Genomic DNA, 15,278 nt, shown 5'->3' on the forward strand with positions numbered 1-15,278 from the left:
ATGAAGGTTAATTCCCGTGTGGTAAGATGTTTATAGGTCATTTGTGGTTACCTCTCTTTTGATTAGGGATATTCAAAAGTCTACCACAAATGGCTTTTTTATTTCTAACTTAATTTTACAAACGACGAATACAAAAAGAACCTCAATGAAATTATGTGTCTCACTAAGGTTCCTATTATTTTTTATACTTCTCAAATAAAAAGATACTACTTTAATGTCTAAACAAAATAAATGAGACTAACCATACAAGTACTACCGCTCCGATAATTGATGGTATAATCGCCATTCCAGCTACTTGCGGTCCCCAAGAACCAAGTACCGCTTCACCAATTGACGAACCAACTAACCCTGCAACAATATTACTAATCCATCCCATTGATTTACCTTTACTAGTAATTGCGCCTGCAATTGCACCAATAATCGCACCCACAATTAAGACCCATAACCAATGCATAACCTCTCCCCCTTAATACAACACTATTTACCAGAATTACTTATCAATTTTTGATTTCAAATCTGCAGCAGCATCTTTAACTGCATCCTTAGCATCGCCAAATTTTTCTTTGGCTTTACCTAAAAGGCCTTCTGCCTTTCCTTGTGCTTCGCGAGCCTTGTCACCAGTCGCTTTTCCTTCAACTTCTTTAGCCTTACCAGTAACTTTATCCTTTGTTCCTTCAACTTTGTCATTCAAACTCATAAGTTTAGCCCCCTTCAAAGATTTACTCTGTAATTAAGCTACACGGAACACTTAACCCTACTTAGATTCTAACAAAGGTTAATATTGTAATCAATTTTTTTGCTTTCACAAAATTAAAACAAATATCTTTTTAATTTCTCTCCAACAAAAAAATCTCCATCACTCAAAATATGACTTTGTACAACCATCCTAAGATTGTCGAAAGGTTCATTAAATTTTTGATTTGCTTGCTTTTTTTGAATACACGAGTCTTGCAATTTTCAATAATTCTGTGACTATCAGTACAATTAATCCCGTTATGCTTGGGATTACCCAGCCATAAAAGAAATTAATTGATCCAGTGTGGAATATTTCCTGCATAAATGGTAAGTAAATAATTCCCATCTGGAGCAACAACAATATACCTATAATATAAAAGGCGATTTTATTTTGGAAGAAATATTTCGAAAAAACAAGATGATTATTTCGGATATTGAACAAGTAAAATATCTTACCAAAGATAATAATATTCAATGTCATAGTACTCCCCATCACATGTGACATTCCCAGAGCAGTCATGCCATTGTACATAATCATACCTAAACTCGCTATCAGAATCGAGACATAGGCAATTTCGACAATATCAAACTTCGTCAAAATCCCACGGCTGATGTCCCTAGGTCCCCTAGTCATGATTCCATTTTCTGCGGGTTCGAAGATAAAAGCAAATTGAATTGTCAATGCTGAAACCATGTTAATCCACAGTAATTGTGTCGGATATAGCGGCATCGTCTGATCTAACAGGATACTGAAAACAACAATTAAGCCTTCCGCGAAACTCGTAGGCAGTAAGAAACGAATTGTCTTACGAATATTGTCAAAAACTAATCGTCCTTCTTTGACAGCAGAAAGAACAGTTGTAAAGTTATCATCAGCCAATACCATATCGGCTGAACCTTTGGCCACATCCGTGCCTTTAATCCCCATTGCAACACCTATATCAGCTTGTTTAAGTGCAGGCGCATCATTTACGCCATCCCCTGTCATTGAAACAACGTGCTTCCTTTGCTGCTGTGCCTTCACAATTTTTAACTTATCACTTGGAGTTGTTCGCGCAAATACCGTATACTTATCGATTTTGTCAATCAATTCCTGGTCAGACATCTTATCCAGTTCTGGCCCCGTAACGGCTTTTAAATTCTCACCCATATCAAGCTGATTTGCAATAGCCAACGCAGTATTAGGATCATCGCCAGTAATCATCTTAACTTTAACGCCAGCATATCTGAGTTGCCTGATAGCAGCTTTGACTTCTTCTCTTGGAGGATCAATTATTCCAACTATCCCAACAAATTCAAACTGCTCCCCTATTTTTGCCGGATTGACAAGTTCTTCAGTCTCGTTAACTTTCTGTAGTCCCAGTCCAACCACACGTTTTCCTTGTTTAGAAAGTTTTACGACTTTATCTAGCCATTGTTGTTCTCCTGCAAACTCAGGATTAAACTTCTTGATTTTATTTAATAAAGTCTGTGGAGCTCCTTTGACCATTAAATAACGCTGACGTTCATCTTGTACAAGTCTTGCAGAATACCTAAATTCCGAATCAAAAGGAAGTGAATCAATCTCAGTTACATCTGGTTCTTTCCCAGTGATCTTATGATAGAGTCCCGTTAATGCCCCATCTGTCGGTTCACCTGTCAGCACCCAAGCACCATCTTCCAAATGAAATGAGGCATCAGTCGTCTGTCCAGCAATCTTAATAAGCTTACGCAACTTATCATCATTTTCCCAAGTTGCAACTCTATTATTAGTGTCAAGAATTTGACCAGAAGCATCATAACCAACACCAGACACCGTATATTCACCATTGAGAGTCACTATGTCAGTTACAGTCATTTCTTCATTCTTAGTAAGTGTTCCTGTCTTATCAGTATTGACAATATCAACAGCCCCAAGGGTTTCTACAGCCGGTAAAGTCTTAACAATTGCATTTTTACCAGTTAGTTTTCTAGTACCCATGGCCAACACTACTGAAACACTCGCTGGCATCCCCTCTGGCATTGAACCCACAACCAAGGTAATAATCGCAACTGTCAAGGTAGGCAGACTATAGATTTCAAGATGCATTCCTAAGAAAAAGAGTAATACCGCAATTGCCAAAATAGCTAGTGATAATGTAATTCCCAACCTATTCAAGTTTTTCATCAGTGGTGTTGCTTTACTTTTGACTTTAATTACATCAGACTGAATCTTACCAATTTGTGACTGCATCCCTGTTGCCACTACAATTCCTGTACCAGAGCCACTTGTTACTGCTGTAGCGGCAAATGCCATATTTGCTCTTTCGGCCAATGGGACATTTTCTTTGGCAATTACCTCTTCAATTTTATCAACAGAATTAGTTTCGCCCGTTAGTGTCGACTCTTGTATCTTCAAGTTATCAGCCGTTAACAAACGCATATCAGCTGGAACAGAATCTCCTGCCTCAAGACTAACAATGTCTCCAATCACAATTTCTTTAGCTTCCATCAGCTTACGTTGCCCATCGCGAATAACAAAACTCTCAGCTACCAACAATTCTTGAATCTTGTTCAAAGCATTGTCAGCAGAAACCTCTTGAAAAAAGCCTACAAAAGCATTCGCGATGATTACAGAACCGATAACAATCGAATCTGGATAGTGTCGCATTAGCAGTGTAACAATTGCAGTTATTGCCAAAATATAGACAATACTGTTATTAAATTGCTTGAAAAAAAGAATCCAGTTAGATTTTTTCTTAACTTCAAGTTCATTTTTTCCGAATTTTTTCAATCTTTGTTCTGCCGCTTCAGTGCTTAATCCAGTAATTGCATCCGTCTGATACCTGTTCTCTAACTGTGCAGAACTTTTCTGCCAATTTTGCTTCTGACTGGGGGCGCCATCGTCTCCTGTGTCCTCATCTTGTTCAATTAAATGTGTTTGTTGATCATCTTGCATTAATAAAATCATCCTTTTCTATTCGTATTTTATCGATCTGGTATATGAAGCCCTAGTAATCCCTTTCTGATAGTCATCACCTCCACTTATTATTACTATTCATTATAAAGGATAGTGCCCTAAAAATAAAATTTCAAAGTTTTAAGATTGCAAAAAAACTTGTTATATTCAATAATTAACTGATGCTAATAAAAAGGACGTTTGAATATTGAAAAAAAGTAATCGGATCTTGATTTTATGTGCTATTTTCATAGCAACATTTATGACTTCAGTAGAAGTTACCATTGTTACCACCGCTTTACCTTCCATCATCAGTCAGCTTCATGGTCTCTCATTTCAAAGTTGGATAATGAGTTCTTATCTCTTAACAACTGCCATCACTACTCCTATTTATGGAAAACTAGCAGACATTTGGGGAAGAAAATCATTATTTCAATTTGGCATTGTACTATTTACCCTTGGATCTTTACTGAGCGGTCTAGCTCCCAATATTTTCTTTCTAATTATCGCACGCTGTCTCCAAGGAATTGGTGCTGGTTCTGTAATTCCACTTACATTCACTATTATCGCGGATCTTTATTCGTTCAAGGAACGTGCAAAAGTCATGGCATTCACTAATACCGCGTGGGGGCTGTCTGCACTTATCGGTCCACTCTTAGGGGGATTCCTCGTGGATCAATTAAGCTGGCATTGGGTCTTTTTCGTCAATGTTCCCTTGGGAGTATTAGTATTTGCAGTAATTGCAGCTGGTTACCACGAAACTTATACGAAACAAAAAATTACTGACATTGATAAGGCGGGAGTATTCTTTCTATCACTTACCTTATTGCTATTACTGCTAGGCATTCAGCTGTTAAACACCCAACTTATTTTTGGAATCATCGTCCTTATAATCTCAAGCGCTTGTTTGCTATTCTTTTCCCTAGCAGAAAGAAGGGCAAAAGATCCAATAATTCCAATCTCAATGTTTGCTAATCGTACATTCTCAAATCAAGTTATTACAGCCACTTTGTTAAGTGGGATTTTGATTTGCTACGAAATATATTTTCCTATATGGTTGCAGTCGCTTTACCATGTCCCAGCAACAGTCTCTGGACTTGTTGTAACTTCAAGTTCTGTTATGTGGCTGCTTTCGTCCTTTTTTGTTGGCCCTTTGCTACAAAGGTTCTCCCCTAAAAAAATTATATTAGTTGTCGTTGTCATCCAATGCATAAGTTATTTGCCTCTACTGGGAGCTAGTATGGCTTTCCCCGACTGGGCATTCTATATAATTGCCGCAATTAGTGGTGCTGGTATGGGAGTCGTTATCAGCATGAATATCATGCTATGTCAACACTTGGTCACACCGGAACAAGTTGGGTCAGCAACAGCCATAATCACCTTGGGCAGGTCGCTTGGACCAACTATAATGACTGGGATATATGGAGCTGCCTTAAATATTATTATTAAAAACAATCTTGACGGGATTTCACTTACTCAAGTTAACAACACTATCAGTTCTGCTAGTAAAAAGACGGCTGAAAATCAACTTAGTATTGAAAATATTATTTTACAAGCACTGCATGGTGTCTTTGGAATTGCGATTCTTCTTTTTATTGTTATCCTTATTGCTAACGTACTTGATCCAAATAAGAAAATCATTGACTAATTTGACAGTTGCGGGAGTATTCTTTACACATTAATTACAATATTTATAACAGTTTCTTACCCTACCGGATTATAATAATCGTTAGATAATAATCTTTTTGATTGAACTTCTAAAAGGGTGGTAAAAAATAATGGAACAAACTTTGATTTTTGGTCATCGTGGCTTCCCTGCAAAATACGCTGAGAATTCACTTGAAGGCTTCCGCTACGCAATTGAACATCACATAGATAGATTAGAATTTGATATTCATTTGACCAAAGACAGCATACCTGTCGTGCTTCATGATGAAACTGTTGATCGAACAACCGGTGAAAAGGGAGAAATTCGCTCCTTTTCTCTCTCAGAATTGCGTGAATTCAAATTAGATAATGGTGAACCAATTCCAACTTTAGCTGAAATACTTGAATTAGTTGGTACCTCTCCAGTTCAGTTGAATATTGAGTTAAAAACTGACAAAATAAACTATCCTGGAATTGAAAAAATCGTTCTTGATACCGTTAAGGGTTATAATTTGGACAAACCTGTTATCTATTCATCTTTCAATTTGGATACATTAAAGAGATGCAAAAAAATTGATGCTTCGCAGCTATATTGCTGGTTAACTATGCACAAAGTACCTGAAGCTGCACTATTTATTAAAAAATTGGGTTTATCAGGGCTGCACCTGCACCATTACCAAAAAGGTGATATTCTCCAAAGAATTTGGACAGTGAACGACTCATTTAAAATCAAAAAATTATTTAATCAACAAGTAGCAGGAATCATTACCGATAATTTTGAAAAAGCCTTTAAAATCAGAGAAAAAATGTTGTAAAAAAAGAGGATATGCCAGGAGTCAGATAAATTTGAGGACTAAACCGAAATTATGTGGAAAATTTTGACTTATGAAACGCATTTATTCGTGATCAATAGAGGACTAGATCAAAAGTTAACTTTTGATCTAGTCCTCTATTGATTCCAGAAAACACAAACCTATGCTTCCTAACGTCTCGTAACCGCCACTAACTTATCACCAACAGTCACCCTTTCTGTCTTGATTCTATCCACACTTGCATAATCAACAGTATTTGTCACCACAACCATCACCGTTGTATCATATCCAGCAGATTTGACAGCTACTACATCGAAATTCCCTAACTTCTGGCCTTTTTCTACGTGCTGTCCTTGAACAACTTCAGAAGTGAAATGCTTTCCCTTAAGCTCAACAGTATCAATTCCAAGGTGTAATAGGACTTCTGCACCATTGTCCGACTTTATTCCATATGCATGTTTTGTTTCATATGCAACAGTGATTTCACCAGAAACTGGGGCAAAAACATCTCCATTATTTGGAATAATTGCAGCGCCATCACCCATTAACTTGGCTGAAAATACCTTATCATTCACAGTAGTTAAAGATTCTGCTTCTCCGGCAACTGGAGCGACGATAATCTCATCTTTGAGATTTATTTGTCGTTGTGCAACTTCAGTAGCCTCTTGTTCAACCTCAACTTGTTCAGTACCGCTTGCAACTGGTAATGGATCAATTAATTGCTGATGACTCTTTCCATATAGATAAGTTAACGTAAATGCCATTGCGAAACTAATTAATTCTCCAACTGCATACATTGGAATTGACTTAACATCAACCGACAAGAACCCAATAAAGCCAGCTGAGCCAAGCGAACGTGCCAAAACATGGAAGAAGCCTGCAAAAGCAGATGAAATTCCTGCAGCAATGATCGCACAAAAGAATGGAAACTTGAGTTTCAAATTAACTCCAAACATCGCTGGTTCTGTAATTCCTAAAAGAGCAGATGCACTCGCTGAAGATGCAAGGCCACGTAGTTTTTGGTTTTTTGAAAGTAAGTATACCGCAAGACAGGCCGCACCTTGAGCAACATTAGCCATTGACGCGATTACAAAAATAAAATCACCACCGGTTTTTCCAATGTTTGAAATAAGCTGAGTCTCAATTGCTGGGAAGCTCTGATGCAATCCTGTAAGAACAATTGGGGAATACAATAATCCAAAGACCCCAGTCCCAACAAAACCACCAGTGTTATATAACCAAACAATTCCACTTGTGATACCATCACTGACCGTTCTCATCACTGGACCTACAACTGTAAAGGTCAATAACCCAGTTATAATAATTGCTAATAGTGGTGTAAAAGTAAAATCAAGGGCACTCGGCAATTTTTTGTGAAAGAATTTTTCTAGATTGGCTAAAATATAAACCGCTGCCAAAGTTGGAATTACTGAATTTTGATAACCTGCTTGGGCAACATTCAAGCCGAATATATGCCAATATGTCATCTTCCCCGCCGCCAAAGCTGTAGCAACATCACCAGAAGTTATTAATGATGGCGCACACATTATCATTCCCATTGCGGCTCCGAGATATTGATTCCCACCGAAGCGCTTCGCAGCTGAAACACCCACTAAAATTGGCATAAAAGTAAATGGTGCACCTGCCATCAAATTAATAATTTCATCTAGCCCTGTAAATTGTGGATACATCTGAATAATTGATTTAGCACCAAACAACCCTTGTGCAGTTAAAATATTATTAAGGGCCATCAATAAACCACCGGCAACTAAGGCTGGAATAATTGGAACAAAAATATCAGATAATAACTTTATGAATGCCATTACTGGATTAAATTTTTTGTCTTTTTCTACAACTTTTTTCAATTCTTCTGTGGTCGCTTCTGAAAGACCGGTCTGTTTTATTAATTCTTCATAAACATTGTTTACATCACCTGGGCCGATAATAATTTGAAACTGACCATTGGTTTTAAATGTCCCCTTGACTCCTGGATTATTTTCCAATGCATTTTGATCAATTTTTTCATCATCTTTTAACACTAGTCTTAAACGTGTAGCACAATGAGCTGCTGCCACAATATTATCTTGATTAAGAGCTTTTATAATATCTGTAGCTACTTTTTTGTGATTCATGATAATACACTCCTTTTTGAAAACGTTTTATTTACACTTCTATCATACCTAATAATTTCAATATGTCAATCGTTTATCACAAAACTTTTTTTTATTTATTTGTTGTTGTTATATATAGGATTAAAATGGCATTCGTTTGACATATTAACTTAAACACGATAAAATCAGCTCATATAAGATAACGGTTTCAAGGAGGAATATCTTTATGAAGTGGACACGGAAAAACTTATATTCACAATATGGTGAATGGTCAGCTGATTATTTATTAACGTTGCAGGCACAAGCAGCTAAGTCAAGCTTCCGACCAACATATCACATTGCACCAACCTCTGGATTACTAAACGATCCAAATGGCTTTTCCTTTTTTAATAACCAATGGCATTTGTTTTACCAATCTTTCCCCTTTGGACCCGTTCATGGTTTAAAATCATGGGTCCATTTAGTTTCAGATGACTTAGTTGACTGGCGCAATTTAGGAACTGCCCTAACTGCAGATACAGTTCACGACTCGCATGGTGTTTATTCTGGTTCCGCAACAGTCATTGATGAACAGTTGTTCTTAATGTACACAGGAAATGTCCGCGACAAGAATTGGGTTCGCCACCCATTCCAAAATGGAGCTTATTTGACAACAGATAATCAGCTTACAAAGTTAGCTCACCCATTAATTGAACAACCAAAACATGTAACCGATCATTTTAGGGACCCACAAATTTTAAAGAAAGATGATACTTATTTCACATTACTTGGAGCACAAGACGCAGCTACCAAACGTGGAAAGATTTCTATTTTCAAATCGAAGAATTTAACTACCTGGGAAGATTTAGGTTATCTTAATTTCACGCAACAAGATATGGGATATATGATTGAATGCCCCAATCTTGTTGCCATTGATGGAAAACCAGTTCTTATTTTTTGTCCGCAAGGTCTCAACAAGAATATTATTAATTACAACAATATTTATCCAAATACCTATCTTGTCGGGGATACTTGTCAATTAGAAAAAGGTAAATTCAATAGTAGCCATCGTCTTGAACTGCTTGATCATGGTTTTGATATCTACGCTAGTCAGGCATTCAACACACCCGATGGGAATGCTTATTTAGTTAGTTGGTTGGGATTGCCTGAAATTGATTACCCAACTGATTCTGAAAACTGGGCACATTGTATGAGTGTGGTGAAGAAGCTGACTATCAGAGACGATAAACTTTATCAAGAACCTGTCGCTGCTATCAAAAATTATCGTGAGGAACATGCAGTATTACATGGGTCACTAGACAGTCGGCAAAGAAAAGTAATCGTGGAAAAAGCTACGTTATCGTATGAGTTGGAACTATCTTTTCCCAAAAATCAGCAAGGAACCCTATCCTTATTGAATGGGCCTGATTCAGAGGGGTTAAAATTGCATTTTTCAACTTCTTCAGCTGCATTTTTTGAAATTGATCGTAAAAATTGTGGTCAAACTTTTGCAACAACTTATGGCACTAAACGCCGTGTATCTCTACAAAATAACGCACCTATTAAATTGCATATTCTTGTTGATCACTCTACATGTGAAGTTTTTATAAACGATGGAGAACTTGTTTTTAGTCAGCGCATTTTCCCAAACAACAATGATTTGCAAATCGTACTAGCTAGTGAAAGCGAAGTCATTTATAATGGTGATTGGTGGAAGATTTCAAATACAATCCACTAAAAGGGGGCTTTTGCGTGCGTCCAAAATTAATTGACGTTGCAAAAAAAGCAGGTGTCTCAGTTACAACAGTTTCTAGAGTAATCAATAACTATGGATATCTTAGTCAAGCAACTAAGGATAAGGTCCATGCAGCAATGGACTCTCTTAACTATCAACCAAATTCACTAGCACGTTCACTGCATGGTAAGAAAACACAGCTAGTTGGTGTGATTTTTCCTTCAATCATTAATCCCTTCTTTGCAGAACTAATTGAGCAGATTGAAAATAAATTATTCTCAAATAACTACAAAATAATTCTTTGCAATAGTGCTGATAATAGAGAAAAAGAACGCGACTACCTAAAAATGCTGATTGCTAATCAAGTTGACGGCATAATCGCAGGAACTCATAATTTAGGCATTAATGAATACAATAAAGTCGGGCTTCCAATCGTTTCTTTTGACCGGTTGCTATCCCCGAACATCCCGATTGTCAGTAGTGACAACTTCAAAGGGACTTCAATGGCAACTAGTGAACTTTATCAAGCTGGAGCTAGACATATTTATTTTCTAGGGAATCCACGAAAAGCAGGAAATCCCACTGATTATAGGCTTCAAGGCTATCAATCGACAATCAAAAAATTAAAGCTGACTTCACATGTTCACGCTATCAACTTTGCTGAGTCGCCTACTCTAAAGTTGCTTTCAATTAAGAAATTGCTGATGCAACACAATATAGATGGAATTGTTTGTTCTGATGACCTAACTGCGATTCTTGTTCTAAAGACCGCAAATGAATTGGATATTGCTGTTCCCGAGCAACTAAAAATTGTCGGTTTTGATGGAACATCATTCATTCAAGAGTATCATCCTGAATTATCGACAATTGTTCAGCCGATTTCTGATATTGCTTCTTTATTAGTAAGTATTCTACTTCAAAGAATTGATGAACCAGATTCTAAGCTTGAACAAACACAGTACATTTTACCTGTAAAGTTACTCCGTAGTCATTCAACATTTGGCTACTAAATAAAAACATAAAATTATCGGAGGTTAGTTTAATGCTCGTAGGAAGTATTGAAGCTGGCGGAACAAAATTTGTCTGTGCCGTTGGTGATGAAGAATATAATGTTAAAGAAAGTATTAGTTTCCCGACCGTTAAACCCGGAGAAACACTAAAAAAAGCTGTTGATTTTTTTAAAAAGTTTCCTGAATTAAAATCAATTGGAATTGCCTCTTTTGGGCCAATTGAAATCCGTCCATCCGCAGCGAACTACGGTTATGTGACTTCTACTCCTAAGCCTGGTTGGAAAGATACCGATTTTGTTGGTGTAATCAAGGATGCCCTTGATATCCCAATATTTTGGACAACCGATGTCAATGGTTCTGCTTATGGAGAATACATGGCTTATAAAAATAAAAAAGAAGAGCTTAATTCTCTGGTCTACTATACAGTGGAAACTGGGATAGGTGCCGGTGTTATTATTGATGGGAAGTTCATTGGCAGCCAAGGTCACCCTGAATTGGGCCACGTCTTTGTCAAACGTCATCCAGCGGATTTAGACTTTAAGGGAACTTGCCCTTATCATGGCGATTGCCTTGAGGGATTAGCTTCTGGTCCGACGTTCAAAGCCCGATTGGGAGTCCCCGGTCAAGAGGTTCCTTTGACTGATCCAACGTGGGATATCATTGCCTACTATATTGCACAGGCAGCAGTGCAGACGACACTTACTTTCAGACCACAAAAAATTATAATTGGCGGCGGTGTTTCAAGCGAAGAATTTCTAGTAAAAGTCCGAAAGCAGTTCAAAGAATTATTAAACGACTACATTGACGTAGCAAATCTAAATGACTATATTGTGACACCACTTGTCCCTAAGAATGGATCAGCAACTCAAGGTGATTTTGCATTAGCAATTAAGGCCATGAAGTAAAAAAACTTCCTTTGAGATCTTTTAACTAAAGACTCTCAAAGGAAGTTTTTATATACTTTATTGTTTCCTTGCCCTCATCCAGACACGATACAGTGTCAATAACCAGGTAAATGAAATAATATATGTTGCACTTGTGAAAGCAATATGCATGCCATACACAAAAACACTGGCATCATGAGCTGGGTAACTAGTAATTGTATAGCCTATCTTTTGACTCATAGCAAAATACAAAATTGTGGTCACAAGACTTGTCCCAGAAATCATCCCTAGATTTCTAGCCAGTGCATTCATCGCTCCAGCTACACCTAGCTTTGCTTTAGGTGCATTGGTCATAATCAAAGCATTGTTAGGTGTTTGGAAAAACGACATACCTACCCCGCCAAGTACCAAGAGACCTCCTACAAATAATAAAGAGGACTCACCATTAACGACCCTCCAGCCGAAAAATGAAAGTACCAAGACTGTTAGTCCTAATAGTGTGACATACTCCTGGTCAAATTTATCTGCGATATAGCCCGCGATTGGTGTTCCAATCAGCATCGTTACTGGCCAAATCATCATATAAATCCCCGCAGTTCCTGACGAAATCCCTCTTAAATTTTCAAAATAAAATGGTAATAACACATTGATAAAAAAATTACTTGTAAATATTAGAAAGGCAGCAATCAGGCTAATCGTAAACAACGAAGATTTAAAAATCGTTAAGTCTAACAACGGCTTGGTCGTGTGTAATTCATGAACTATAAAATAAGCTAATAATGCGATTGAAACGACAAATGCTCCCATTGGGATAGCTTCTACAAAGCCTTGCTCTTGCCCAATATTTACTCCTAAAAAGAAGACACTGATTGTCAAGAACAAACTGATAATCCCTAAGTAATCAAAAGTAACCTTTGCAACAGATTTCGTTTCTTGCGGTAATACTTTTATTCCAATAATAATTGCTATAATGCCGACAGGTACATTTACCCAGAAAATATACGACCATTTAAAATGTTCCAATATTAGTCCGCCAAGACCTGGTCCAGTAATTGTACCTAACGACACAAACATTGCATTTAAAGCCATTGCACGCGCACGCATCTTCAAAGGAGCCGCACCTGTAATGATCCCAAAGCTATTACTCATTGTCATCGCAGCTCCCACCGCTTGAATAATCCGTGCAAAGAGCAGAAACCATAAACCTAGATTAATCCCAGCAAGTAGCGAACCAATCGTAAAAACATAAGTTCCAACTTTAAAAACCCTGATTTTCCCTATCTGATCACCCAAGCCTCCAAAAAAAGTTACTAATCCTGAGATAAATATTAAATAAATTGCTACAGTCCACGTTGCTTTATTCATAGGAATTGCTAAATCTTTAGAGATTACGGGTAAGGCAATATTAATAATTGATGAATCTAAAGTTGACATAAAAGTAAATATTCCTACCGCTGCAATCATCAACCAAATATTTTGCCGCGCTTTACTGTCCCCATTCTTCATTTCAAAGCCTCCATCATCCTCTTTTATAATAAAGCAAATTTTCATTTTGAAACTTCATTATACAAATGAGTTATCTTCACTTATGCTAACCAAATAAAAAGAGTTGCTTAAAATTGCTACAACTCTAACACTATTTATATTTATCTCACATAGAAAAAAATAGAATCCACTAAAGATACTCTCAACCGTGACTATAAAACATATTTTTCAATTGCTTCTGCTACTCCATCATGATCGTTATCAGCAGTAGTTACACTCGCTGCCTCTTTAATCTGTGGAATAGCATTCTCCATCGCAACGCCCAACCCTGCAAATTTAATCATACTTAAATCATTTTGCTCGTCGCCAATTGCCATGATTTCATCTGGTTTTATTCCAAGAACTGTTCCTAACTTAGACAAAGCATTCCCCTTGTTAACTCCTTTTGCATTGGCTTCTAGATAAAAAGGTGCACTTTTAGTAAAAACAAGATTAGCTTCCATCTTTGAAAATGGTTCCCAATTACTTAAAGCCTGATCTAAAATAGCTTGATCATCAATAAACATTGCCTTGATTAGGTTGACATGGCTCATCTCATCCGGTGTACGGTATGATATTCCCAGTGAAACTAATGTACTCTCATAAACCGTATAATATCCGATATCTTTATTTGCTGTGTAGATTCTGTCCTCACTAATTGCATGAAAGTGCAAATTCAGCTTTCGGGCCAACTTTTCAAGTTTAAGATAATCTTGGTAGGTGATTGGCTGTGAGCTGATTATCTTGCCTGAAGTAGTCTGAACCACTGCACCACCGAAGCAAACTACATATTGCTCTGCTTGATCATCCAATTCCAATTCTTTCAATAATTCTCTGACCCCTGAGATTGGTCTGCCCGTACATATCACAACCTTGATATTCCTTTTTTTGGCCTGTGTAATTGCCTGCTTGACCCGCTCAGTTAATTTCTTTTGTGAGTTTACTAATGTTCCATCTATGTCAATTGCCACTAATCTAATTGAAATTGTAATTCCCTCATTTCTTATTCACTTTAATTTATATTTTAGACTAACTTTAAATTAATTTTTTGTAAAGCGTTCCCAATTCCAAAAGCCTTTCTAAACCTTATTAACCCATTTCATGTTACTTTTTATATTCTATGTAATTTTAACACATATCAGCTTGAAACTAACAAACTTCTTTATTTATTTTTTTAATATTTTGTGTTATATTACTTTTAAAGTAACAACAGAGGAAAGGAGTGCCTTCTAATGGCTAATAATCGTTTAAGTGACCTGATTCATATTCTAGTGTACATTGAGATGCATGATAAACAAAAACTCACAAGCGAATTGATTGCAAGTAGTCTTAATACTAATCCTAGTTTGACGCGCAGAATGATGGGACAACTGCGAAAAGCAAACTTACTTGAAACAACCCAAGGAGCTGCTTGTCCTAAATTGACAAAAGATCCAAGCAAGATTACTATCTTTGATGTATATATGGCAACTTGTCCTGATTCTCCGCTTTTAAAAGTTGATCAAAATACTTCAAAAGAGTGCCAAGTTGGGCATATTATCCCAACGATTTTAAACAAATACTACTTAGAAATTCAAAGTACTACAGAAGCTAAAATGCGGAAAGTAACCATCGCAGATATTGCTGATGATGTTAGGATGGATATTGAGCATCATCAAGAAAACAAGAGCACTTTTGCAAAAACTTAATAATTATTCTTGACACTTTGGATAATTAACAATATACTAACATCAACAATTATTGAAGGGACGAGTTTGATTATGAGAAAGTCTAATTTATTCAAAATGAATAGTTCATGGCAAAGCCGGCATAGCGGATTGTAATTCGTAATTACACGGATACAATCTGGCAAACAGTTTGTATCTGTGCCGACTAACTTTCTTGTATTCTAGAAGAAGTCTGAAGTCTGCATGGGTCTACACAG

At 36.9% G+C, this 15,278-nt stretch carries 12 protein-coding genes; 6 read left to right on the top strand and 6 right to left on the bottom strand.

Features of this window, described 5'->3' with window-relative positions:
- Positions 1–211 precede the first annotated feature (211 nt).
- The 3 genes from FFX44_RS09870 to FFX44_RS09880 all read right to left on the bottom strand — a co-directional run bounded on the left by FFX44_RS09870 (position 212) and on the right by FFX44_RS09880 (position 3,652).
- The gene (locus FFX44_RS09870; RefSeq protein ID WP_289980512.1) at positions 212–454 is read right to left on the bottom strand and encodes a GlsB/YeaQ/YmgE family stress response membrane protein; all 243 of its coding nucleotides are present in this window, start codon (positions 452–454) and stop codon (positions 212–214) included.
- 36 nt (positions 455–490) lie between these two features.
- On the bottom strand, positions 491–697 hold the full coding sequence (locus tag FFX44_RS09875; protein WP_289980515.1) for a CsbD family protein: 207 nt from the start codon (positions 695–697) through the stop codon (positions 491–493).
- A 210-nt stretch (positions 698–907) separates the two neighbouring features.
- The gene (locus tag FFX44_RS09880; RefSeq protein ID WP_289980518.1) at positions 908–3,652 is read right to left on the bottom strand and encodes an HAD-IC family P-type ATPase; all 2,745 of its coding nucleotides are present in this window, start codon (positions 3,650–3,652) and stop codon (positions 908–910) included.
- Between the two features lie 208 nt (positions 3,653–3,860).
- Between FFX44_RS09880 and FFX44_RS09885 the strand changes: the two genes are divergently transcribed.
- Positions 3,861–5,300: an MFS transporter gene (locus FFX44_RS09885; RefSeq protein WP_289980520.1), complete on the top strand. Its 1,440-nt coding sequence runs from the start codon at positions 3,861–3,863 to the stop codon at positions 5,298–5,300.
- 127 nt (positions 5,301–5,427) lie between these two features.
- A complete protein-coding gene (locus tag FFX44_RS09890) occupies positions 5,428–6,114 on the top strand; it encodes a glycerophosphodiester phosphodiesterase family protein (protein WP_289980608.1) in 687 nt (228 codons plus the stop codon).
- A 167-nt stretch (positions 6,115–6,281) separates the two neighbouring features.
- On the opposite strand, the gene FFX44_RS09895 is transcribed toward FFX44_RS09890, so the two are convergent.
- The gene (locus FFX44_RS09895) at positions 6,282–8,243 is read right to left on the bottom strand and encodes a sucrose-specific PTS transporter subunit IIBC (RefSeq protein ID WP_289980521.1); all 1,962 of its coding nucleotides are present in this window, start codon (positions 8,241–8,243) and stop codon (positions 6,282–6,284) included.
- 205 nt (positions 8,244–8,448) lie between these two features.
- Between FFX44_RS09895 and FFX44_RS09900 the strand changes: the two genes are divergently transcribed.
- Genes FFX44_RS09900 through scrK form a run of 3 tightly spaced genes read left to right on the top strand, consistent with a single transcriptional unit; the run spans position 8,449 to position 11,851 of the window.
- Positions 8,449–9,939 (top strand): sucrose-6-phosphate hydrolase, encoded by a 1,491-nt coding sequence (locus FFX44_RS09900; protein ID WP_289980522.1) that lies wholly within the window; start codon positions 8,449–8,451, stop codon positions 9,937–9,939.
- Positions 9,940–9,953: 14 nt separating this feature from the next.
- Positions 9,954–10,946 (top strand): LacI family DNA-binding transcriptional regulator, encoded by a 993-nt coding sequence (locus FFX44_RS09905; protein ID WP_289980523.1) that lies wholly within the window; start codon positions 9,954–9,956, stop codon positions 10,944–10,946.
- A 32-nt stretch (positions 10,947–10,978) separates the two neighbouring features.
- Positions 10,979–11,851: a fructokinase ScrK gene (scrK, locus tag FFX44_RS09910; protein ID WP_289980525.1), complete on the top strand. Its 873-nt coding sequence runs from the start codon at positions 10,979–10,981 to the stop codon at positions 11,849–11,851.
- A gap of 57 nt (positions 11,852–11,908) precedes the next feature.
- On the opposite strand, the gene FFX44_RS09915 is transcribed toward scrK, so the two are convergent.
- Together FFX44_RS09915 and yidA are read right to left on the bottom strand one after the other, a co-directional pair.
- Positions 11,909–13,336, bottom strand: a complete 1,428-nt coding sequence (locus tag FFX44_RS09915) for an MFS transporter (RefSeq protein WP_289980528.1) — start codon at positions 13,334–13,336, stop codon at positions 11,909–11,911.
- Positions 13,337–13,527: 191 nt separating this feature from the next.
- Positions 13,528–14,325, bottom strand: a complete 798-nt coding sequence (gene yidA, locus FFX44_RS09920; RefSeq protein WP_289980529.1) for a sugar-phosphatase — start codon at positions 14,323–14,325, stop codon at positions 13,528–13,530.
- Positions 14,326–14,586: 261 nt separating this feature from the next.
- Between yidA and FFX44_RS09925 the strand changes: the two genes are divergently transcribed.
- On the top strand, positions 14,587–15,042 hold the full coding sequence (locus FFX44_RS09925; protein WP_289980530.1) for an Rrf2 family transcriptional regulator: 456 nt from the start codon (positions 14,587–14,589) through the stop codon (positions 15,040–15,042).
- Positions 15,043–15,278 lie beyond the last annotated feature (236 nt).

This window comes from Lactobacillus sp. UCMA15818, from assembly GCF_030400225.1.
Classification (GTDB): Bacteria; Bacillota; Bacilli; order Lactobacillales; family Lactobacillaceae; genus Liquorilactobacillus.